The 22295-nt window shown below is 68.1% G+C and carries 14 protein-coding genes and 1 tRNA gene; 9 read left to right on the forward strand and 6 right to left on the reverse strand.

Translation table 11 applies throughout. The features are described from left to right. The first annotated feature begins 35 nt into the window (after positions 1-35). Positions 36-731 carry a hypothetical protein gene (locus QH168_RS26370; protein ID WP_280468597.1) on the forward strand — a complete coding sequence of 232 codons (696 nt, stop codon included), beginning with the start codon at positions 36-38 and terminating at the stop codon, positions 729-731. Positions 732-825: 94 nt separating this feature from the next. Here QH168_RS26370 and QH168_RS26375 read toward each other — a convergent pair whose 3' ends face one another. Together QH168_RS26375 and gltB are read right to left on the reverse strand one after the other, a co-directional pair. Further along, entirely contained in the window at positions 826-2295 is a 1470-nt protein-coding gene (locus QH168_RS26375; protein WP_280468598.1) for a glutamate synthase subunit beta, read from the reverse strand. After that, positions 2288-6937 (reverse strand): glutamate synthase large subunit, encoded by a 4650-nt coding sequence (gene gltB / locus QH168_RS26380; protein WP_280468600.1) that lies wholly within the window; start codon positions 6935-6937, stop codon positions 2288-2290. Before gltB ends, QH168_RS26375 begins: the two co-directional genes overlap by 8 nt. 1053 nt (positions 6938-7990) lie before the next feature. On the opposite strand from gltB, the gene QH168_RS26385 reads away from it, so the two are divergent. Both QH168_RS26385 and QH168_RS26390 read left to right on the forward strand, forming a co-directional pair. Further along, positions 7991-9844 (forward strand): DUF4407 domain-containing protein, encoded by a 1854-nt coding sequence (locus tag QH168_RS26385; RefSeq protein WP_280468602.1) that lies wholly within the window; start codon positions 7991-7993, stop codon positions 9842-9844. A gap of 222 nt (positions 9845-10066) precedes the next feature. Beyond that, positions 10067-11635, forward strand: a complete 1569-nt coding sequence (locus QH168_RS26390) for an adenylate/guanylate cyclase domain-containing protein (protein WP_280468603.1) — start codon at positions 10067-10069, stop codon at positions 11633-11635. A gap of 215 nt (positions 11636-11850) precedes the next feature. Here the strand turns inward: QH168_RS26390 and QH168_RS26395 are convergent, their stop codons facing one another. Further along, entirely contained in the window at positions 11851-13386 is a 1536-nt protein-coding gene (locus QH168_RS26395; RefSeq protein ID WP_280468605.1) for an MFS transporter, read from the reverse strand. Between the two features lie 86 nt (positions 13387-13472). Here QH168_RS26395 and QH168_RS26400 point away from each other — a divergent pair, with 86 nt between their 5' ends. The 5 genes from QH168_RS26400 to QH168_RS26420 all read left to right on the forward strand — a co-directional run bounded on the left by QH168_RS26400 (position 13473) and on the right by QH168_RS26420 (position 18464). Further along, positions 13473-14015 carry a TetR/AcrR family transcriptional regulator gene (locus QH168_RS26400; protein ID WP_280468607.1) on the forward strand — a complete coding sequence of 181 codons (543 nt, stop codon included), beginning with the start codon at positions 13473-13475 and terminating at the stop codon, positions 14013-14015. A 208-nt stretch (positions 14016-14223) separates the two neighbouring features. Then, on the forward strand, positions 14224-15123 hold the full coding sequence (locus QH168_RS26405; RefSeq protein ID WP_280468608.1) for a hypothetical protein: 900 nt from the start codon (positions 14224-14226) through the stop codon (positions 15121-15123). Continuing rightward, positions 15111-16172, forward strand: coding sequence for a DUF4129 domain-containing protein (locus tag QH168_RS26410; protein WP_280468609.1), 1062 nt, complete (start codon positions 15111-15113; stop codon positions 16170-16172). The genes QH168_RS26405 and QH168_RS26410 overlap by 13 nt, the downstream gene beginning before the upstream one ends. Then, positions 16148-17152, forward strand: coding sequence for an AAA family ATPase (locus tag QH168_RS26415; protein WP_280468611.1), 1005 nt, complete (start codon positions 16148-16150; stop codon positions 17150-17152). Before QH168_RS26410 ends, QH168_RS26415 begins: the two co-directional genes overlap by 25 nt. Before the next feature lie 4 nt (positions 17153-17156). After that, on the forward strand, positions 17157-18464 hold the full coding sequence (locus QH168_RS26420) for a DUF58 domain-containing protein (RefSeq protein ID WP_280468612.1): 1308 nt from the start codon (positions 17157-17159) through the stop codon (positions 18462-18464). A 5-nt stretch (positions 18465-18469) separates the two neighbouring features. Here the strand turns inward: QH168_RS26420 and QH168_RS26425 are convergent, their stop codons facing one another. Beyond that, positions 18470-19273, reverse strand: coding sequence for an RDD family protein (locus tag QH168_RS26425; protein WP_280468614.1), 804 nt, complete (start codon positions 19271-19273; stop codon positions 18470-18472). 43 nt (positions 19274-19316) lie between these two features. Between QH168_RS26425 and QH168_RS26430 the strand changes: the two genes are divergently transcribed. After that, positions 19317-20315: a stage II sporulation protein M gene (locus QH168_RS26430; protein WP_280468615.1), complete on the forward strand. Its 999-nt coding sequence runs from the start codon at positions 19317-19319 to the stop codon at positions 20313-20315. Positions 20316-21259: 944 nt separating this feature from the next. Here the strand turns inward: QH168_RS26430 and QH168_RS26435 are convergent. Then, positions 21260-22027, reverse strand: a complete 768-nt coding sequence (locus QH168_RS26435; protein WP_280468616.1) for an SDR family NAD(P)-dependent oxidoreductase — start codon at positions 22025-22027, stop codon at positions 21260-21262. Positions 22028-22165: 138 nt separating this feature from the next. Next, a tRNA-Leu gene (locus QH168_RS26440) sits at positions 22166-22251 on the reverse strand. Positions 22252-22295: the final 44 nt, after the last annotated feature.

Below are 22295 nucleotides of genomic sequence, written 5' to 3' on the forward strand. Positions count from 1 at the left end.
CAGCAAATGACTGACGGTGCCGGTTACGAACCCCGTTGCACGGCAGCGTATTCCACACGATAGGGTCGTTTTGTGTCCGATCCAGAGGGACGGACAAAGCGGAGGGAATTCAAAGAATGAAGTTCGGAAAGATCACTTCTGCCGTTTTCATGGCTGTCACCGCGGTGGGGATTACCGCGGCCACCGCCAATGGTCAGCCCGCTGTGGCGAACGAGTCGGCCGTGGTGACTTCGGGGGACGCGACTTCCGGTGTTGTGAGCGGAATCAACTACAACACCACCGTTTCCCCTTCTGACAAGACCATCACCTGGTCGGTCGACAGCGGCAAGTTCGAGCTGGCATCGGACGGTTCGGCCGTGCTGCTGAAGTCGGACACCGGCGCGACGGTGGACCAGGTGGCACTGCGCTCCGAGGTTGCTGGGCTGCCGATCGCGGTGGACGAGGAGATCAGCGCGGACGGCCGCAGCGTGACGCTGACCGCCACCATGACGCCCGAGGACAGCTCGAAGCTGAAGGACGTCGCGGAGCTGAAGGACATCAGCTCCTACGACCGGCTGATGGACCAGGTCAACAAGAACCTGCCTGGCATCGCCATCGGCGCCCTGATCGGCTGCTTCATCCCGTTTCTGTGGATCATCACCATCCCGGCCGGTGCGGTCATCGGCGGCTACGTGATGGGCGGCCAGCCGTTCCTGGACGCACTGATCGCGTTCGCGACCGGTCAGCCCTGATCTGAGCTGATAGCACCAGATGGGGTGCGCAGGCCGATTGCCTGCGCACCCCTTCTGGTTTCGGGGCCGGCACAACGCCCCTTGGTTGTTCAGCTCAGCGTTGGGCGACCGCGGTCGGCGGGATGGGCGCCGGGAGGGCGGTCTCACCCTCCAGGAACTTGTCCACGGACGAGGCCGCGGCGCGGCCTTCGGCGATGGCCCATACGATCAGCGACTGGCCGCGACCCATATCGCCGGCGACGTAGACGCCGGGGATGTTGGTGGCCCAGTTCTTGTCGCGCTGGACGTTGCCGCGCTGGTCGTAGCCGACGCCGAGGTCGGTCAGCAGGCCGGGCTTCTCGGGGCCGACGAAGCCCATGGCGAGCAGCACCAGATCGGCTTCGAGGGTGAAGTCGGTGCCTTCGACCTTCTCGAAACGGCCGTTGACCATGGTGACCTCATGCGCCTCTAGGCCGGTGACCTTGCCGTTCTTACCGACGAAGCGTTCGGTGTTCACCGAGAACACCCGTTCGCCACCCTCCTCGTGCGCCGAGGACACCCGGTACATGAGCGGGTAGGTCGGCCACGGGGTGGAACCGGCGCGCTCCTCCGGCGGACGCGGCATGATCTCGAACTGGTGGATGCTCTCCGCGCCCTGCCGGTGCGAGGTGCCGAGGCAGTCGGCGCCGGTATCACCGCCACCGATGATGACGACCTTCTTACCGTGCGCGTGCAGCGGCGGCAGGCCGTCGGCGTCGGTGACCGGATCGCCGTGCTGCACCCGGTTGGCCCAGGGCAGGAACTCCATCGCCTGATGGATGCCGTCCAGCTCACGGCCCGGAATCGGCAGATCGCGGGCCAGGGTGGCGCCACCGGCGAGCACGATCGCGTCGAACTGCTCGCGCAGCTCATCGGCGGTGATGTCGACGCCGACGTTCACCCCGGTCTTGAAGATGGTGCCTTCGGCCTCCATCTGCGCGAGGCGGCGGTCGATGAAGCGCTTCTCCATCTTGAATTCCGGGATGCCGTAGCGCAGCAGACCACCGATGCGGTCGGCCCGCTCGAACACGGTCACGGTGTGACCGGCACGGGTCAACTGCTGGGCTGCGGCCAGACCGGCCGGGCCGGAACCGACCACGGCGACCTTCTTACCGGTGAGCCGGGTCGGGTACACCGGGGTGACCCAACCCTCGTCGAAGGCGTTCTCGATGATCTCGACCTCGACCTGCTTGATGGTCACCGGATCCTGGTTGATCCCGAGCACGCAAGATGCCTCGCACGGCGCCGGGCACAGCCGCCCGGTGAACTCCGGGAAGTTGTTGGTCGCGTGCAGCCGGTCGATACCGTCGCGCCAGCGGTCCTTGTAGACCAGGTCGTTCCATTCCGGGATCAGGTTGCCCAGCGGACAACCGTTGTGACAGAACGGAATACCGCAGTCCATGCACCGGCTGGCCTGACGCTGGAGGGTCTGGTGGGAGAAGTTCTCCTCGTAGACCTCTTTCCAGTCCATCAGGCGCAGCGGCACCGGACGCCGCTTGGGCAGCTCACGCGAGGTGTGCTTCAAAAATCCCTGCGCGTCACCCACGAGCAGCCTCCATAATTGCCTCGTCCACGTCCTTGCCGCTCTTCTCAGCCTCGGAGATAGCGAGCAGCACCTTCTTGTATTCGCGTGGCATAACCTTCACAAAGTGGTTCACCTGCTGCGACCAATCACTCAGAATCCGTTCGGCGACAGCCGAACCGGTCTGGTCGCGGTGCTGCGTGATGATGTCGCGCAGCCAGGTGAAGTCATCGCCGGACAGCGGTTCGATCGCCTCGGCCTGGTCGGGGTTGACCTTCGCTTCGAAGGTGCCCTCCGGGTTGTAGACGAACGCGAGACCGCCCGACATTCCGGCACCGAAGTTGCGGCCGGTCTCACCGAGGATCACGACCTTGCCGCCGGTCATGTATTCGCAGGCGTGATCGCCGACACCCTCGACCACCGCGGTGGCGCCCGAGTTACGCACGGCGAACCGTTCACCGACGATGCCGTTGATGAAGGCGTGTCCGCTGGTCGCGCCGAACAGGATCACGTTGCCCGCGATGATGTTCTCCTCGGCACGGAACTCCGCGGGCGCGGTGGGCGCCGGGCGAACCACCAGGTGGCCGCCGGACAGGCCCTTGCCGACGTAGTCGTTGGCATCGCCCTGCACCCGCAGGGTGATACCGGCCGGGACGAACGCGCCGAAGCTGTTGCCCGCGGAACCGGTGAAGGTGATGTCGATGGTGTCATCGGGCAGGCCGGCGCCACCGTAGAGCTTGGTCACCTCGTGGCCGAGCATGGTGCCGACCGTCCGGTTCACGTTGGTGATCTTGGTGTCGAACTTGACCGGCTTGCCACGCTCGAGCGCATCGGCGGACTGGGCGATCAACTGCTGATCCAGCGCCCGGTCCAGCCCGTGGTCCTGGGTCTTGGTGCAGCGGCGGTCCTGGTACATGAACGCCGTCTCGACATCGTCGAGGATCGGCGACAGGTCCAGCTTGGCCGCCTTCCAGTGCTGCTTGGCCTTGGCGGTGTCGAGCAGATCGACCCGGCCGATGGCCTCGTCCAGTGTGCGGAAGCCCAGCGAGGCCAGCAGTTCGCGCACCTCTTCGGCGATGAACATGAAGAAGTTCTCGACGAATTCCGGCTTACCGGTGAAGCGCTGACGCAGGATCGGGTTCTGCGTGGCGACGCCGACCGGGCAGGTGTCCAGATGGCAGACCCGCATCATGATGCAGCCGGAGACCACCAGCGGAGCGGTGGCGAAACCGTACTCCTCGGCGCCGAGCAACGCGGCGATCATCACATCGCGGCCGGTCTTCATCTGGCCGTCGACCTGCACGACGATGCGGTCGCGCAGACCGTTGAGCAGCAGCGTCTGCTGGGTCTCGGCCAGGCCGAGTTCCCAGGGACCACCCGCGTGCTTGAGCGAGGTGAGCGGCGAGGCGCCGGTGCCACCGTCGTGGCCGGAGATCAGCACCACATCGGCATGCGCCTTGGACACACCGGCGGCGACGGTGCCGACACCGGGCTCGGCGACCAGTTTCACGTGAATCCGCGCCTGCGGGTTCGCGTTCTTCAGATCGTGGATGAGCTGGGCCAGATCCTCGATCGAGTAGATGTCGTGATGCGGCGGCGGCGAGATGAGGCCGACGCCCGGCGTGGAGTGGCGCACCTCGGCGACCCACGGGTACACCTTGTGCGCGGGCAGCTGACCGCCCTCGCCCGGCTTGGCGCCCTGGGCCATCTTGATCTGGATATCGGTGCAGTTGCTCAGGTAGTGCGCGGTCACACCGAAGCGGCCGGAGGCGACCTGCTTGATCGCACTGCGGCGCCAGTCGCCGTTCGCCTCGACCTCGAAGCGGGCCGGATGCTCGCCGCCCTCACCGGAGTTCGAACGGCCGCCGAGCCGGTTCATCGCGATGGCGAGGGTCTCATGCGATTCGGCGGAGATGGAGCCGTAGCTCATCGCGCCGGTGGAGAACCGCTTGACGATCTCGCTGGCGGGCTCCACGTCGTCGATCGAGATCGGCGCGCGCTCACCCGATTTGAACTTGAACAGCCCGCGCAGCGCGGCCAACCGCTCGGACTGATCGTCGACCAGCTTGGTGTACTCCTTGAAGATCGAGTACTGCCCGGTGCGGGTGGCGTGCTGGAGCTTGAACACGGTGTCCGGGTTGAACAGGTGGTATTCACCCTCGCGCCGCCACTGGTACTCACCGCCGATCTCGAGCTCGCGGTGCGCGCGCTCGGTGCGGTTCTCCAGGAATGCAATCCGATGCCGCGCGGCCACCTCGTCGGCGATGTCGTCGAGACCGATACCGCCCAGATGCGAGCGCAGACCGGTGAAGTACTCATCGACCAGCTCCTGGTCCAGGCCGATGACCTGGAACAGCTGGGCGCCGTTGTACGAGGCGAGGGTGGAGATGCCCATCTTGGACATCACCTTCAGCACGCCCTTGCTCGCGGCCTTGTTGTAGTTGGCCACCGCCTTGCGGAAATCGACGGCATGATCGCCGGTGCTGCCCGGCATCTCCAGACCGTTGCGCTCGAGCATGTCCTCGATGGACTCGAACGCCATGTACGGGTTGATGGCCGCCGCGCCGAAGCCGACGAGCATTGCCATATGGTGCACCTCGCGGGCGTCACCGGCCTCGACGACCAGCCCGACCATGGTGCGGGTGCGTTCGCGGACCAGGTGATGGTGCACCGACGAGGTGAGCAGCAGCGACGGGATCGGCGCCAACTTCTCGTTGGACTCGCGGTCCGACAGCACGATGATGCGCGCGCCACCGTCGATCGCGGCCGAGACCTGGGTGTTGATGGCCGCCAGCGCCCTGCGCAGACCCGCACCGCCCTCGGCGACCGGGTACAGACCGCGCACGACCACCGAACGAAGATTCGGCTGCGAGCCGTCATCGTTGATGTGCACGAGCTTGGCCAGCTCGTCGTTGTCCAGGATCGGCTGCTCGATGGCGATCTGCTGACAGGACTCCGGTCCCGGATGCAGCAGATCGGCCTCGGGACCGATATTGCGCTTGAGGCTGGTCACCACCTCTTCCCGGATGGCGTCCAGCGGCGGGTTGGTGACCTGCGCGAACAGCTGGGAGAAGTAGTCGAACAGCAGCCGCGACCGGCTCGACAGCACCGCGATCGGGGTATCGGTGCCCATCGAACCGAGCGCCTCACCGCCGGTCTTGGCCATCGGCGCGATCAGCAGGTTCAGTTCCTCGTTGGTGTATCCGAAGATCTGCTGCCGGATCAGCACCCGATCATGCGACATGTGCACATGCGGGCGGTCGGGCAGATCGGCCAACCGGCTCACACCCGCGTCCAGCCATTCCTGGTAGGGGTGCTCGGCGGCGAGCTGGTCCTTGAGTTCGTCGTCGCCGACGATGCGGCCCTGCGCGGTGTCGACCAGGAACATGCGGCCCGGCTGCAAGCGGACCTTCCTGATCACCCGGGCCGGGTCGATGTCGAGCACGCCGACCTCGGAGGCCATGACGACGAGGCCGTCGTCGGTGACCCAGATGCGGCTCGGGCGCAGACCGTTGCGGTCGAGCACCGCACCGATGACGGTGCCGTCGGAGAAGCACACCGATGCCGGGCCGTCCCACGGCTCCATCAGCATCGAGTGGTACTCGTAGAACGCGCGGCGCTGCGCGTCCATGGTCTCGTTGCGTTCCCATGCCTCAGGAATCATCATCAGCACCGCGTGCGGCAGGCTGCGTCCGCCCAGGTGCAGCAGTTCGAGCACCTCGTCGAAGCGGGCGGTGTCGCTGGCGCCGGGGGTGCAGACCGGGAAGATCTTCTCCAGCCGGTTCTTGCCAGCGGTGTCGGTGCCGAAGACATCCGAACGCAGCAGCGCCTCACGCGCGCGCATCCAGTTCTCGTTACCGCTGACGGTGTTGATCTCGCCGTTGTGCGCGACCCGGCGGAACGGGTGGGCCAGCGGCCAGGACGGGAAGGTGTTGGTGGAGAAGCGCGAGTGCACGATGCCGAGCGCCGATTCCACCCTGTCGTCCTGCAAGTCCAGGTAGAAGGCGCGCAGCTGCGGGGTGGTGAACATGCCCTTGTAGACGAAGGTCTGCCCGGACAGGCTCGGGAAGTACACCGACTCGCGGCCGACCGCACCCTCACCGGCGCCGGCCTTGCCGAGTTCACGCTCGACCCGCTTGCGCACCACGTAGGCGCGACGCTCCAGGTCCATACCGGTGAGCTGTTCGCCGCCCGCGGGGGAACCGATGAAGATCTGCCGGAAGGTCGGCATGGCGTCACGCGAGAGCGCGCCGAGCGAGGACTCGTCGATCGGGACCTCACGCCAGCCGAGGACCGCGAGGCCCTCTTCCTTGACGATCTTGTCGACGCCGTACGCGGCGACGGCGGCTTCGCGGCGGGCCTGCGGAAGGAAGGCGATACCGGTGGCGTAGGAGCCCTCCGGCGGCAGCTCGAAGTCGACCACGGCACGGAAGAAGCGGTCGGGCACCTGGATCAGGATGCCCGCGCCGTCACCGCTGTTGGGCTCGGCGCCCGCGGCACCACGGTGCTCCAGGTTCAACAAGGCGGTGATGGCCTTGTCGACGATGTCACGGCTGCGGCGGCCGTGCATGTCCACGACGAATGCGACGCCACACGCGTCGTGCTCGTTCGCCGGGTCGTAGAGACCGATGGGTCCAGGTGACCTGTGGCCGGGAAGTTGCGTCATGCCTCTGCCTTCAAGAAAGTCGGCCCTCGATTCGGGCGGCCATCGAAATAACGGCCTTGTCGAACGCCTCCGTCAAGACTGCGTCCGTACGTTCCGAATCCAGCCGCGCTGATGGTCTTCGGCGTGCAGTCACGTCTCCAGTTGTCCACCCGCTCCTGTTATGCAGTAGGGGTGCTCGGAAGTAACGGAACGCTTACGTGTTCCTTACCGCCGTGCGGGGTGTGCCCACTACGCTCGGCACGGTTCGGGCTGCCCGTGCGGGCGGTTGGGCGCCGAACATTCTGTGTTCGGCGTAAGAGCAAACGATAAGTCAGGACTCGAGCCCAACCAACTTAGGTTGCACTAATACCCGGGTCTAGCTGGGCTTCTTCATTCAGGTCCTCCACGTGTGCGCGTCGTCCAGTGTAAAGCAGCTTCCGGGCACTGATCGATCCCGTTCCGCGCAGGTCGGAGGGTTTCTCAGGGGACTTCCCGGTTGATGACCGAGCGCGCCGTTGCGCTCGAACACCCGCTTTCACCTGCATCGAAGCAGATTTCCCCTCGTCCGAGCCGGGCAAACCAATCGTGGTGCGGCTAACCATTGCGCGGGCCGGTGAGATATTTCCGACAGGGTTGTGACGAGCACAGAACATGATCCGACCGTTCGGCCTGTTTTACTTGGAGTGCGGTTCAGCACACTCGCAGCAAATAGTCGAAAAGTGGTCTTCGACACATCTTTCCGGCGCCGCGCCGGCCGGTGGGCGGATCCGGATGTCGTTGCCGCGCCGCGGTCTTCGTCACACAGGGCGCTACCTGCACGATCGGAACCGGCCGGTCCCCCGCGACGGCCATCGCGCCGACCGGGCGACGACGATCGGGCCCGTTGTGAAGCTGACCACATCCCCGGCTCCACACTCGATGGATCGGCAGCCCGCCTGTCACGCTGTGACAACGAATCCGTGACACTTTCGCCAAGTGCGGGCGCACCGTCGTCGCAGGCGGCGGACCGGCCCGGCGCGCCAGATCGCCAGCCGAGCGCGACAAGGACTCGGATGTAGAGGATGTGGGGATTCCATGACCGTCATCGGCATGCTCACCTGGCTCGGCGGTGCTCACTCCGACGCCCGCCCGGACATCGACGACAACACCGATAGCCGCCGAGAGCGCGGTGGATACGCGCTCACCGGTGCGGTGGTCGCGCTGTTCGCGATGGTCGCGGGCGCCGTCACCGCCGTGGCCGGTGCGGCGGCGCGCTGGCCGACGGTCGGTGTGCTCGCCGCCGCTGTCGTCGTCGCGCTCCTCGCCACGGCGGTCGGTAAGGCGCTGGCCACGGTCGGCCCCGAGACCGTCCTGCGCGGGGAGGGCGCGACCGCCGATCGGCGCGGCTCACTCGGCCGAATCGCCGTCGCCGTGATCACCGGTGCGCTGGTGGCCGAACTCGCTTCGACCGTGCTGTTCGGCGGCACCGTCGACCGGTTGCTCGACGAGCGCGGCGCGGCTTCGGCAGCCTCGGTACCGGCGGTCCGCGATGCCCGCGCCGATCTGGACCGGGCCAGCACCGACCGGACGAACCTGAACCAGACGATCACGCAGGCTCAGGCCGATATCGATAAGGCACTGGTCACCGCGCGCTGCGAATACAACCCCACCTCGGAGTGCCCGCAGACCAGGATCACCGGCGTACCGGGCCGCGGGCCGGAATCACAGACGGCCGACGACATGCTCGACGACGCGCGCACCCAGCTCGCGGCGGCGCAGGCGCGGATCGCACCGCTCGACCAGCGGATCACCGATGCGCAGCGGCGGGTCGAGGATGCCGAAACCGCCGCCTTGGCCGACGCGGACCGCGGGCTCGGCGCCCGCTGGGTCGCGATGCACGACCACACCACCGCCCACGTCGGTGCATCACTGCTGCGACTGCTGACGCTCACGGCGTTCGTCCTGCTGGCACTGCTGCCGCTGATCCTGCGCCGCTGGCGCGGGGAGACCGCACAGGACCGACGGCTGGCCGCCGACACCATCCGTGACCGAGCCGAGCGCACCGCCGACGCGGCCATCGCGGTGAAGCGGGCCGAGGTGCGCACCGAAGCCGAACTGCTGCGCGCCGATCAGCAGCTCACCGCCGCGCGGCTGGCCGTCGAGGCCGATACCGCGATCGACCGGGAACGCCAACGCACCCGCGTCATCGCGGCCATCGGCGGGCTGGAGATCGGTATCACCGAACCCTCGCGACGCGCCGTCGGCGCGGACGCGCCCGCCGAACTACCGGCCGGACCTGCGGCCGCCGACCGAAAGGACCCCACCGTGTCATACGACGGGATCGCACCCGCGAACCTGCCCGCCCCGGTCGGCGCGCATGCCATCGCCCCGGTATCCGGCGCGCTCACGCCGGCGGTATCCACGGCCGCCGAGGAACCGACCGCCGAGCGTGGTGGCTTGGCGCTGCCGCTGATCGGTCAGGTGCCGTTCACCGATACGGCCGCCCGGTGGATCCGCCCGCTGGTTCCCTCCTTCGTCGCCAATGCCATCGACACCGCGACGCATCCGCTGCGCACCGCACGGCAGGCCTTCGAGGAGGTCGAGGAGATCACCTTCACGCTGCGCCGCACCCGCAAGGTGACCGTCGATTCCGAGGATTCGGCCGCACCGCCCGCACCGCAGGTCGGCTACCAGCCCTATCAGCTGACGCCGGGTACGCCCGAGTACTGGCATGCCCAGCGCGTCGCCGCCGCGGCCGTCGACCCGAACGTGCCGCACTACTATCCGACCACCGACCCGCGCTATTCGACCGATCCGCGCTATTCGGCCCTCCCCCAGGCCTCGGCCACCTACGGGCTGCCCCCGGCCTCGCACGACAAACTGCCGGGCCGCCATACCCCCGAACTGCCAGGACATCCGGGCCCGCGCGAACTCCCGCCGGGTCGCTGAGGACATGTCCGGCGCGCCGGTGAAGTTCCGCGTCTCCGGCTCGGGCCATGAGACCTCCGCTCGCGCGGTCGGGGTCTGCCGGTGACCGCCCGTCGTCGCCGATCGGCCGGACGCCGGGCATCCGGGACGACTCACGACGATAGGGACACGCAGCTGTCCGACGTCACCACCGGCACCGCAGGTGGACGGGCCACGCACGGGTCCGCGCCTACGCTGCCAACCATGCCCGACAGCCAGTTGACGCCAGCGGCCTTCGGTTCCAAACCGTGGGGTTCGCGCCTGCTCGGGCCCGCCGACGAGCGGACCGGGATCCGGCGGGTGCGGATCCAGCTGCTGCTGACGATCCCCCTGCTCGGGGCCAATCTGATCGGTATCGCCGTCGCGATCGTGCTCATCGGCTTCGTGCTGCCAGGACCGACGGTCTTCACGCTGCGGCTGCTACCGCTCAACGCGATTGCCACCCCGCTGTACACGGCGCTGGCCTTGGTGATCGGCACGCTCTGGGGAACGGTGTCGGGGCTGCGCACCTTGCGCTGGGCGACCGATCCCGATCACGTCCCGACCGAGGCCGAGCAGCGCACCGCCGTCCGGGTACCGCGACGGTTGGTGCGCCAGCAGGCCTGGCTGTGGTTCGGCGCGGCGGTGGTCCTGAGCCTGCTCTACGGCCTGGCCGATCCGGCGCTGATCCCGAAGATCGTGCTCGGCATCGGCTTCAGCGCGATCGTGGTGTGCGCCAACAGCTATCTGATCGCCGAGTTCGCGCTGCGTGCGGTGACGGCGCGGGTGCTCGACGCGGCGCCGGGTCGAGCCATTCACAGCATCGGCGTCTTCGGGCGCACCATGCTGATGTGGCTGCTCGGTTCGGCGGTGCCGGTGGCGCTGTCGATGGTGGTGGCGCTGCTGTCGCTGACCGGCTTCGATGTCAGCACCGAGCGCATGGCGGTCTGTGTGCTCACTCTCGGCGGCGCCACCCTGGTCTTCGGGATGCTGTTGATGATGCAGGCCTCGGCCGCCACGGTGGCGCCGATCCGCGGGGTGCGCCGCGCTCTGCGTCAGGTGGAGGGCGGCGATCTGAATGTAGCTGTCACCGTCTACGACGGCACCGAATTGGGTGAGCTGCAAAGCGGTTTCAACCGGATGGTGCACGGGCTGCGCGAACGCGAACAGATCCGCGACCTGTTCGGTAGGCACGTCGGTCGCGATGTCGCGGTCGCAGCGATCGGCAGCAATCCGCGCCTCGGCGGACAGGAATGCGAAGCGGCGGCGCTGTTCATCGACATCATCGGCTCCACCACCATGACCGCGACCCGCGCCGCCACCGAGATCGTCGCCATCCTCAACGAGTTCTTCACCATCGTCGTGGATGAAGTGGAACGCCACGGCGGACTGGTCAACAAGTTCGAAGGCGATGCGGCGCTCGCGGTGTTCGGTGCGCCCGCACCGTTGCCCGATGCCGCGGGCGCGGCACTGGCCTGCGCCCGCGCCATCCGTACCCGGCTGGACGCGCACACCTCCGATTTCTCCGCCGCCATCGGCGTCGCCGCGGGACGGGTGGTCGCGGGCAATGTCGGCGCGCATCAGCGGTACGAGTTCACCGTCATCGGTGACGCGGTCAACGAGGCCGCGCGGTTGTGTGAACTGGCCAAACAGGATCCGGGCCTGCTGCTGACCTCCGCCACCACCGTCGCGGCGGCCGACGCCGAGGAGGCGACGCACTGGAAGCTTGGTGAATCGGTCACGCTGCGTGGGCGCACCCAGCGCACCGAACTCGCCCGGCCGCGGACGAACTGAGTGCGGTTGTGTGGCCGAGCGCACGAGCCACACATCCGGCGACTCCCACGCGACAATCTGCTCCGCCGTGCGACCGAGCGCCGCCGTGCGGCCCGGCGCCACTGCTCGACCCCACATCGCCACTCGACCCAAACCACCACTCGACCGGGCGCTCGGCGCCGGTGCAACGCCGAGCGCCCGGCGGCACCCGGCCCTCGGACGCTCGCTCCAGGTGTTCAGCCGCGCGCGGCGCGCGACCGGAACGCCAGTACCGCCGCGACCAGCAGGATGCCAGCGGTACCGATCGAGGCCAGATGGATACCGGTGACGAAGGATTCGTGCGCCGATGCCAGGAACGACGCACCCACCGCCTCCGGTAGCTGCCCGGCCAGATCCGCCGCACCGCCGAGCGATTCGGCTGCCGCACCATCGGCTCCGGCCGGGATGGCCGAGAGATCGAGGCCATTGCGGAACACCGCCATGACCATGCTGCCCAGCAATGCCACTCCGAGCGCGATACCGGTCTCATAGGCCGTCTCGGAGATGGCCGCCGCCGCGCCCGCGCGCTCGACCGGCGCCGAGCTGACCACCAGATCCGACGACACCGTCAACGCGATGCCGACGCCGGTGCCGATCAGCCCGAAGCCGAGCACGAACGGTGCGACACCGGTCGCGGGATCGGCGGTCAACCACAGGAACAGCGCGGCACCGAGCGCCGCGACCACCAGCGAACCACCGAGCACGGCCGTCGGCCGCCACCGCTGCACCAGCACCGCCGCCAGCAGCGAGCCGACGACGCTGGCTGCGAGGCCGGGCAGCAACAGCACACCGGCCTGCATCGGCGAGCGGCCGAGCACAAGCTGCAAATACTGCGAGCCGAAGAACAGCACACCGGCAAGGGCGAACACCGCGAGCAGGTTGGTCAGCACCGCGGTGCGGAACTGGGGCACCTCGAACAACCGCAGGTCGAGCATCGGCTGCTCCAGCGTGCGCTGTCTGCGTACGAACAGCACACCGGAGACCAGTCCGATCACACCGGCGACCAGCGGCACCGCGCTCACACCGTGCGCCGCGAACTCCTTGACCGCGTACACGAACGGCACGAGCGCCAGCATCGACAGCACCGCGCTCGGGATATCGAAGCGGCCCGGATTCGGGTCCTTCGATTCCGGGATCAGCACCGGTCCCAATACGATCAGCGCGATCATGACCGGCATGTTCGCCAGGAACACCGAACCCCACCAGTAGTGCTCGAGCAGCCAACCACCCAACAGTGGTCCGGCCGCGGCGCCGCCGCCCGCCATCGCACCCCAGACCGCGATGGCGAAGGTGCGCTGGCGCGGGTCGAGGAACATCGAACGGATCAGACCGAGGGTGGCGGGCATCAGGGTGGCACCGGTGACGCCTTGCAACACGCGGGCGGCGATCAGCATCTCGGGGCTGACGGCCCATGCCGCGAGCAGGGAGGCGAGGCCGAATCCGGCGGCGCCGATCAACAGCAGCCGGCGCCGGCCGATCCGGTCGCCGAGGTTGCCCATGACCACGAGCAGACCGGCGAGCACGAACGAGTAGACGTCGATGATCCACAGCAGCTGGGTGGTGCTCGGCGCCAGATCGGCGCTGATGGCGGGCACCGCGATATCCAAGACGGTGGCGTCGACCGCGAGTAGCAGCAGCGCGAGGGCGAGCACGGCCAGGCCGATCCAGTCCCGTGTGGTGGCGCGGGGCGTGGTGTCGCGCAGGTCGGGGCCGATCCCCGTGGTGATGTCCATGATCCTTCTCGACTTTCGTCGTCAGTGTCCAACCGTCCAGACGGTATAGTACCGAACATTACCGTCCAGCCGGTACAGTTATTCCCGTGACAACCACCACCCGTGATCGCATCCTGGACGCGCTCGAGACATTGCTGCTGGACAAGGGCATGTCCCAGGTGACGCTCGAGAGCGTCGCCGCCGCCGCCGGCGTCTCCAAGGGCGGGCTGCTCTATCACTTCAAGAGCAAGGACGCCCTGCTCGCCGGTCTGGTGCGACGGCTCACCGAACGCGCCCACACCCAGCTCGACGAATCGGTCGCCGCGGGTGGTTCGGTGGCCGAGTGGTACCTCCAGATCCCGAACACCGACTCCGCCGACGAGGCGCTGGAACTCGAGCTGTACCGATCGATGCTCGCCACCATGCGCACCGTCGACGCCACCGCGGGCCCGGAGACCGATGCCGTCCAGCAGGCCCTCGTCGAGATGATGAACTCCTGGTCCGACGGCCTGGACGCCGAGATCGACGATCCGGTGCGCGCGGATCTGATCCGGTTGGTCGGTGACGGTGTGTACCTGCGCGCCCTGCTCGGCCTGCCCCCGGTCGACCCGGCGCGATACCGGCAGGTGGTCGAGCACCTCCTGCGCTGACGGCAGAGCGCGCTCGAGTCGGGAAACGGCCCATGTCGGCCCAGCACCACCTGCGCACCATGGGACCGCGCGACCCAGCCCCTTCCTCCGTCTAGCGAGCGCGGCCACCGCCGCACGGGCGAACCCGCACCGCCAGGCTTCGATCGGGCAGCACACCCATCACGGCAACGTCGGGCTCCCGTCGCCACGACCGGTTAGACTCGGCCGCGTGCCACCAGCCGAAACGGCCGGTGCCGTCGGGGCGGGAAACGATCCGGTGCCGGGGTCTCTCGGAACGACGGTGCCGATCCGTCCGATGACCTTCCGCGAACTGCTCGATACGCCGTTCGCGCTCATCCAGTCGTCGATCCGCGCGCTCGCCGGATTCGGCGCCACCCTGCTGCTCGCGGGCGAACTCGTGATCTCCGGGGTGACGGCCGGAACCATACGGCTCAGCGACAATTCCGATGCCGCGGTCGCCTGGGCGGTGGTGCTGAGCACCCTGGTCTGCGCCTGGCTGATCCGGTTCGTCCTGCGTGGGATCACCACCGCGATCGGCACCGCCGCGATCGCGGGCGCACCGATCGACTGGCGCACCGCGCTGGGGCGATTCGGTGCACGGCTCGGCCCACAACTGCTGTTCGGATCGCTGTTCACACTGGTCGGCGTCGCGGTGCTCGGGCTCGGCGCCCTGCTCATCATCACCTTCCCGTTCGCGGTGCTCTGGCTGGCCTGGCTGCGGGCACGGCGCTTCGTCGCGATGCCGGTGATATTCGCCGAGGGCGCCCGTCACCGCGATGCCGTGGCGCGATCGAAACTATTGGTCGACGGCGCCAACTGGCCCACCGCGCTGTTGTGGCTCAGCGTCCGGGCGCTGCTGGTCCTGATGGCGTTGCCGCTGCTCGGCATCCCCTGGTTCCTCTCCGATTTCTCCGGCACCCATCGCTGGGCGGTCATCGTCTTGACCACCGCGGCGTTCCTGCTGATCACCGCGTTCGGTGAGATCGTCGAATCCGCCACCCGCGTCGTCGCCTATGTGGACCGGCGCTGCCGCCGCGAAGGTATGGACATCCGGCTCCCCGCGCCGACGCGACAGCCCGTGATCGAGGGGGCGGCATGGCCGACCTGAACAAGCCCGCGGACCCTCCCGCGCCGCAACCGCCCGCGCTCGGTTCCGCCGCCGATCACCGCGCCGCCGCCGAATCCGCGCTCCAACGCCGCGATTACGATCTGGCGCTACGTGAACGCTTCCGTGCCACACTGCGCGGGCTGGAACAGCGCGGCATGCTGGAGATCCGGCGCTCCCGCACCGCGGCCGAAACCGCCGACGATGTGAGCACCGCGACCGTCCCGGTGGCGCACGCCGACGAATTCCGCCCGGCCGCGCACAGCTTCGACGAGGTCGTCTACGGCGGCAGACGCGCCACCGAGGACGAATACCGCCGGCTCGATTTCGTCGATCAGTACTCCGCGGCCGCACCACCCCCGGTGGCCGGACCACGCGAAGTCGAGGCCACCGAACGGCGAGCCCGCACCCGGCGCACGCTACCGCCGCTGCCGGATCTGCTGCGCGACCCGAGGTTCTGGGCCACCGTGGCTGCTGTTGCCGCGCTGGCGGTGCTGCTGTGGGCGGCACTGCAATCCTGCGGTGCGCCCGACGCTCCCACGCCACCGCAACCGCCGCCGGATATTCCGCCACCACCGGATCTGCCCGAACCCGACTCCCCGGACGACGTCGACCGCGATGTCGGCGCGGGCTCCGATTCGATCTTCGAACGCCTGCCCGCACCGATCGCCTTCGGCGGATTGCAGTTCCTGATCGCGGGCGCGCTGCTGGTGTGGTGGCGGGCGCGCCGCCGCGGCGCCCTGGTCGGTGAACCGCGCCCGGTGGAGGTCACCGCCAATGAACTGCTCGCCGGGCAGGCGGCGCTGTACCGGCGTTCGGGCGATCACGAATACGTCGCGGCCAAGCTGCGCGCGGCCACCCTGCGCCGGATCAGGGCGGCCCTCGGCGTCACCGCAGACACGGCGCCGGAGCAGGTGGTCGCCGCCGTCACCACTCGGACCGGGGCGGACCCGGCCTGGGCGCATGCCGCGCTGTACGGTCCGGTGCCCGATGAACCCACCTTGGAAATGGTTGCCGCGCAACTCGAATGGATCGAAGCGGAGGTCTCGTGACCAGCATTGACACCAGCAAAGCCCCGAGCGCCGAGGAGGCGGCGGCCGCGTTCGCGGCGCTGCGCACCGAGATCGGCAAGGCGGTGGTCGGCAACGACAACGCCATCATGTATCTGGTGCTCGCGCTGCTGTGCCGTGGACATGTGCTGCTCGAAGGCGTTCCCGGCGTGGCGAAGACGCTGCTGGTCCGTGCGCTGGCCACCGCGCTCGACCTGGAACATTCGCGGGTGCAGTTCACCCCCGACCTCATGCCGGGTGACGTCACCGGATCGCAGATCTACGATCCGCACACCACCGAGTTCACCTTCCGCTCCGGCCCGGTGTTCACCAACCTGCTGCTCGCCGACGAGATCAACCGCACCCCACCGAAAACCCAGTCCGCACTCCTGGAATCGATGGAGGAGCGGCAGGTCTCCGTCGACGGTAGGCCGCGACCGCTGCCGGACCCGTTCGTGGTGGTCGCCACCCAGAACCCGATCGAACAGGAAGGCACCTATCCGCTGCCGGAGGCGCAACTGGACCGCTTCCTGTTCAAGGTCGATATCCATCTGCCCGAACGCGATGACGAATTCCGCATCCTGCAACGGCATGCGGGCGGTTTCGATCCGCGTGATCTGGCCGCAGCTGGGTTGCGTCCGGTGGCCGGTCCCGCGCATATCGCCGCCGCCAGAGCCGCGATCGGCACCGTCACCATCAGTCCTGAGGTGCTGGCCTACATCGTCGACATCTGCCGCGCCACCCGCTCGGCGCCCGCCGTTCAGCACGGCGCATCCACCCGTGGCGCGACCGCGCTGATGGCGGCGGCACGTGCGTTCGCCTGGTTGAACGGGCGCGGGTTCGTGACCCCCGACGATGTGAAAACCGTTGCGGTGGCGGTATTGCGGCATCGGCTGCATCTGCGTCCTGAGGCCGAATTGGACGGGGTGACCGCCGAGGGGGTCATGCGGTCGCTGCTGCTCGCGGTCCCGGTTCCGGTGTAGGGCCGTGGTCGTCACCGGCCGGTTGGCCGCCGTCGCCGCGGTGGCGGCGCTGTTGGTCACGTTCGTGCTTCCGTCCTGGCTCGGCGTCGCGCTGGTGAGCGCGCTGCTGGTCAGCGCGGTGCTCGCCGATCTCGGTGCCGCCGGTAGCGCCCGTGCGCTGACTCTCACCAGGGACCCGTTGACGGTCGTGCGGCTCGGCCGCAGCACCGAGGTGGAGCTGGTGGTGACCAATACCGGTCCGCGCACCGTGCGCGGCGTGCTGTGGGACGACTGGCCCGGCAGCGCGCATGCGGCCGGGCGCACCCACCGCATCGCACTCGAGCCCGGTACCCGCTCGCGCTATCGCACCACCCTGACGCCGGCCCGGCGGGGTGATCGGGTGGCAGGGCCGATCACGATACGTGCGCTCGGACCGCTCGGACTGGCCGGTCGCCAGACCCGGCACACGGTGCCCGCGCGGGTTCGCGCCCTGCCACCGTTTCGCAGCGAACGGCTGCTCGGTTCGAAAGTGAAACGGCTGCAACATCTCGAGGGCCGCAATGTCGCGAACCTGCGTGGCCAGGGCACCGAATTCGATTCGTTCCGCGAATACGTCGCGGGCGACGATGTGCGCACCATCGACTGGCGGGCCACCGCCCGAGCCACCGACGTCCTGGTGCGCACCTGGCGCCCGGAACGCAACCGGCACATGCTCATGCTGCTCGACACCGGACGGGTCAGCGCCGGACGGGTCGGCACCGACGGCGCCGAGGGCACCCGACTGGACGCGAGTATCGAGGCCGCGCTGCTGCTGGGCGGGCTGGCCGCCGCGGCCGGTGATTCGGTCGATCTCCTGGCCTTCGACCGTGCGGTGCGCGCCGAGGTGCGCGGTATCGGCGGTAAACGGCTGCAACTGAAACTGATGCACGCGCTGGCCGGGGTGACCCCGGCTCTCGTCGACACCGATACCGCCGCCCTGGTCCGCGCGGCCATCGACCGTACCCGCCGCCGCAGCCTGATCGTCTGGTTCACCACCCTCGACGGCGCGGCGGTCGAAGAGAACCTGCTTCCGGTCCTTCCGGTGCTCGCACACCGCCATCGGGTGCTGATCGTCTCGGTCACCGACCCGGAGGTCGCGGCAGCGGCCACCCGCCGCGACGCCCCCGGCGATCTCTACGGCGCGGCCGCCGCGGAATCGCTGCTCGCCGAGCGGGCGCTGGTCCAGGAGTCGCTGCGACGCAAAGGTATCGACGTGGTGGCCGCGCCGCCGGATCGGTTGCCCGAGGCGCTCGCGGACGAATACCTGGAGCTGAAGCAGTCCGGCGGCATGTAGACCGCCTACCGGATCGCCGCGGGCTTCGCCGCCCATCCGATGGCGGGTGGTACGACCACCGGCGCGGTCAGCGCGCGCCGCTGCCGTTCGGCCATGATGCTGCCGAGGATCTGCGGCGGCGGATAGTCACCGGGACGGGCGATGCCGAGGCGCGTGCAGACCGCGGCGGTGAGGGCATTGCCGAGTTCGGCCTGCGCGGCCGGGGTGAGCGTGCGGATCCTGGTCAGGTACTGCCGGACCGCGAGCGCGAGATCGTCGGGCAGGGCGGCCGGGTCCTGCCGGGCGGCCCATTCGGCCAGCCAGGGCGGCGGCACCGCGAGTGCGGGGAACGGCAGCCGCTGCTGTCCGTAGACCACCACGGTGCCCGCGAGTACGTCACCGACGCGACGCGCATTGGGTGAGCACAGTGAGGTGATCATGGCGATGGCGCCGAAACCGCCGAGCATCCAGAAATCGACGATGGCACCGGCCAGACCGCGGGTGAGGGCGTGCCGGAAGTCGGTGGGGCCGCCGTCGGCGCGTACCACCCGCAGCCCGAACATCAGTTTGCCGAGGGTGCGGCCGTGGCCGATGGTCTCACTGGCGACGGGGTAGCCGACCAGGACGATGATGACGGTGACCAGCACCGCGGTGGCCAGCCAGGCCGCGTCCGGATCGCTGGGCAGCAAGACGGCGACGATGCCGAACATCAGCATCCATCCGATGATCACCTGTATCACCACATCGACGAAGAACGCCGCCGCCCTGGTGGGTATGCGCGCGATGGGCAGCTCCAGGGCCACTGCTTCGCCGGTGGTGAACTCAGCCATGTCGCCTAGCATTCTTCCCAGAGCGGGAGTGGGAGGCAACCGAATGGACGTGGACGCATACAGCTACGCGCATCGCGGGTCATGGAACCGGCTGGACTTCTTGGCCCGTAAGGGCAAACTCACCGGGGCCGAGGCCGACGAACTCGTCGCGCTGTATCGGCGCACCTCCCAGCAGCTGGCCCGGTTGCAGACCCACAGTCCGGACCCGGAGCTGGTCGCGGGCCTGAGCGCGGTACTGGCGCGGGCGCGGGCGAAGGTGCTCGGCACCAGGGCCGATACCTGGTCGGAGATCGGGCGTTTCGTCACCCACCGCTTCCCGGCCGCCGTATATCGCGCCTGGCCGTGGTGGGTGTCGGTGGCGGCGGTGTTCCTCGCGGTCGCCGCTGGTATCGGCGGCTGGGTGGCCGACTCCGATTCGGCGCGTTCAGTGCTCGGCATTCCCGACGACACCGATGCGATCACCGCACCGGGTGGCACGTTCGAGACCTACTACTCCGAGCATGCGAACGAGGCGTTCGCGGCGCAGGTGTGGACCAATAACGCCTGGGTGTCGGCGATCGCCCTGTTCACCGGCGTGCTGATCCTGCCAGCGATGTATCTGCTGTTCATGAACGCGCTCAACCTCGGCGTCACCGGCGGTCTGATGGCCGAGGCGGCGCGGCTCGATTCGTTCTTCGGCTTCATCCTGCCGCACGGCACTCTCGAACTCACCGCGGTCTTCGTCGCGGGTGGCGCGGGGCTGAAACTCGGTTGGACGCTGGTGGATCCGGGCCGGTCGAGCCGGTTGGAGGCGGTGGCGCGGCAGGGCAGGGCCACCGCGACGATCGCGCTCGGGTTGGTCGGGGTCTTGCTGGTGGCGGGCCTGCTCGAGGGTTTCGTGACACCGAGCGGGTTGCCGGCGCCGCTACGGATCGCGATCGGGTTCGCAGCGGAGGCGTTGTTCCTGTTGTACGTGTTCGGTGCGGGGCGGCGTGCGGCGCTGGAACAGGACCTCGATAAAACCGACCAGCCGGTAGCCGATTCGGTTATCGCATCGCGATAGCCATCGGCGAGCACACGGTGAGCGATCACGGTTCGGGCAACGGTTGGCAACGCCGGGAATCGGATCGGTGAAGAACTCCCCCATTTGAGTTCCGCTGGCCGCAGCGAGTCGTGCTCAGCTGCGGCCAGCGTTGCCGTTGACTCTACACAATCGTTATGCCCGTGCAACCCTCCGCGCCGAGGTCGAGCGTATAAAGCAGCTCACTGGCAAACCCTTGTGAACACCTCGTTTTTCACGGTTCCAGCTAACTCACAGCGCCCGATGTGAACCGCGATTTGGTCCTTTCATCTGCAATTGCATTTCGTTTTTCGAGGTCACCGGCACTACCCCGGCGGACACCCTCAGGCGATTAGCCACGCCGCCTTGTCCGCTACCGGTCGGTACTCACAACATGCCGATCTACCTGGGGATTCCCTGTGGATAATGGGGATAGCTGAACGAACGACGCCGTGAAAGCGACCAGAGGTTTGTTTACTACCGAACAAACACGATCAGCATCGTGTAGCGACCGATCTACGTGTACCTACGCATAGTTAACCGGCGGGTTATCCGGTCACGAAAACGCCCGCCGAAGCACGTCCGGTCCAGACAGATCAGCAGCATCGGGGTTACCGAAATCAGTGCTGTGATCTTCGCCTCACTCAGCAATAAAACGGGAGAATCGGGCAGATCCGGCGGCGGTGCGCCGCGGAGAACGGCGCTGCTCGCAGGCTCTCGATGAGCTTGTCTCGCTTGGTGATCGACACCGGCGGCCACTACCGATCATCCGCGGCAGCGGTGGCAGCACACAGTTCCACTACCTGCCACCGGGTTTCCCGAGTTGGGCGACCGCGATCAGCGCATAGAAAAAGGCATCGGTGGATTCCCGACCCGCCGATGCCTTTCCGCTACTACTCGTTCATCCACTCCTCGCGCGGCCGCTGATGTCTCGGCCGCACAACCGTTTACATCAGTGCGCCGCCGTCGACCCGGATCTCGGTACCCGTCATATAGCGGCCGTCGTCGGAGGCGACCATGGCGACCACACCGGCGATGTCCTCGGGGCTGCCGAGCGCGCCACCGTTGAGCCAGCCGGTGAGTCGGGCGAACAGGCTCGGGTCGAAGCCTTCCGGCTGTTCCAGGATCGATTTCGTGGTGATTCCACTGGTGATCCCGGCGGGCACGATGTTCACCGCACGCAGACCCTGTTTGGCGTATTCGAGCGCGATGGCGTGGGTGAAGCTGGCCACACCACCTTTGGACGCCGCGTAGGCCGCGAGATAGGGCGAACCCTGGAATGCGGCGGTGGACGACAGGTTCACCACCACGCCGTGCCCGGAGTCCAGCAGGGCGGGCAGCGCGGCCTGCGTCATCAGGAAGGTGCCGGTGAGGTTCACCCGGATCACGGTCTCCCACGCATCGAGCGGCATCTCGTGGGTGCGGGCGGGTCGCAGGATGCCGGCGGCGTTCACCAGGACATCGAGCCCGCCGAGGTATTCCAGCGCGGCATCGGTGCCGGTGCGCACCGATTCGGGGTCGGCGATATCCACTCGGATCGTCCGCAGCCGGTCCGCCGCATCGCCGGCTTTGTCCGCGGTCGAGGCGAGGCCGGGCTCGTCGATGTCGACGGCCACCAGCGTGGCGCCCTCGTCGAGCAGTCGCAATGCGATGCCCTGTCCGATACCCGATCCGGCACCTGTCACCGCCACCCGGCGGCCGTCATATCTGCGCATGCCGAGAATTAGAACAGGTTCTCATTGCGAATCAACCCTGTTCGGGCTGTTCCGTCGGGAAGCCGGCGGCGCCGCACCCGGTTCGGAAACGAGAAAAGCCGCAGATCAGATGGCTCTGATCTGCGGCTTTTCCGCATCTGGTGGGCGAAGGGGGACTTGAACCCCCACGTCCCGAAGGACACTGGCACCTGAAGCCAGCGCGTCTGCCATTCCGCCACTCGCCCGAGCGACTGGGTGACAGTATCACGGGGCGGACCCGGAAACGAAA

The sequence above is a fragment of the Nocardia cyriacigeorgica genome, assembly GCF_029868385.1.
Lineage (GTDB): Bacteria > Actinomycetota > Actinomycetes > Mycobacteriales > Mycobacteriaceae > Nocardia > Nocardia cyriacigeorgica_F.

Bases quoted from the DNA above. Each gene is read 5' to 3' on its own strand.
- gltB (WP_280468600.1), bottom strand. From the start codon at position 6,937: ATGACGCAACTTCCCGGCCACAGGTCACCTGGACCCATCGGTCTCTAC.
- QH168_RS26430 (WP_280468615.1), top strand. From the start codon at position 19,317: ATGGACGTGGACGCATACAGCTACGCGCATCGCGGGTCATGGAACCGG.
- QH168_RS26425 (WP_280468614.1), bottom strand. From the start codon at position 19,273: ATGGCTGAGTTCACCACCGGCGAAGCAGTGGCCCTGGAGCTGCCCATC.
- QH168_RS26395 (WP_280468605.1), bottom strand. From the start codon at position 13,386: ATGGACATCACCACGGGGATCGGCCCCGACCTGCGCGACACCACGCCC.
- QH168_RS26390 (WP_280468603.1), top strand. From the start codon at position 10,067: ATGCCCGACAGCCAGTTGACGCCAGCGGCCTTCGGTTCCAAACCGTGG.
- QH168_RS26385 (WP_280468602.1), top strand. From the start codon at position 7,991: ATGACCGTCATCGGCATGCTCACCTGGCTCGGCGGTGCTCACTCCGAC.
- QH168_RS26410 (WP_280468609.1), top strand. From the start codon at position 15,111: ATGGCCGACCTGAACAAGCCCGCGGACCCTCCCGCGCCGCAACCGCCC.
- QH168_RS26415 (WP_280468611.1), top strand. From the start codon at position 16,148: ATGGATCGAAGCGGAGGTCTCGTGACCAGCATTGACACCAGCAAAGCC.
- QH168_RS26435 (WP_280468616.1), bottom strand. From the start codon at position 22,027: ATGCGCAGATATGACGGCCGCCGGGTGGCGGTGACAGGTGCCGGATCG.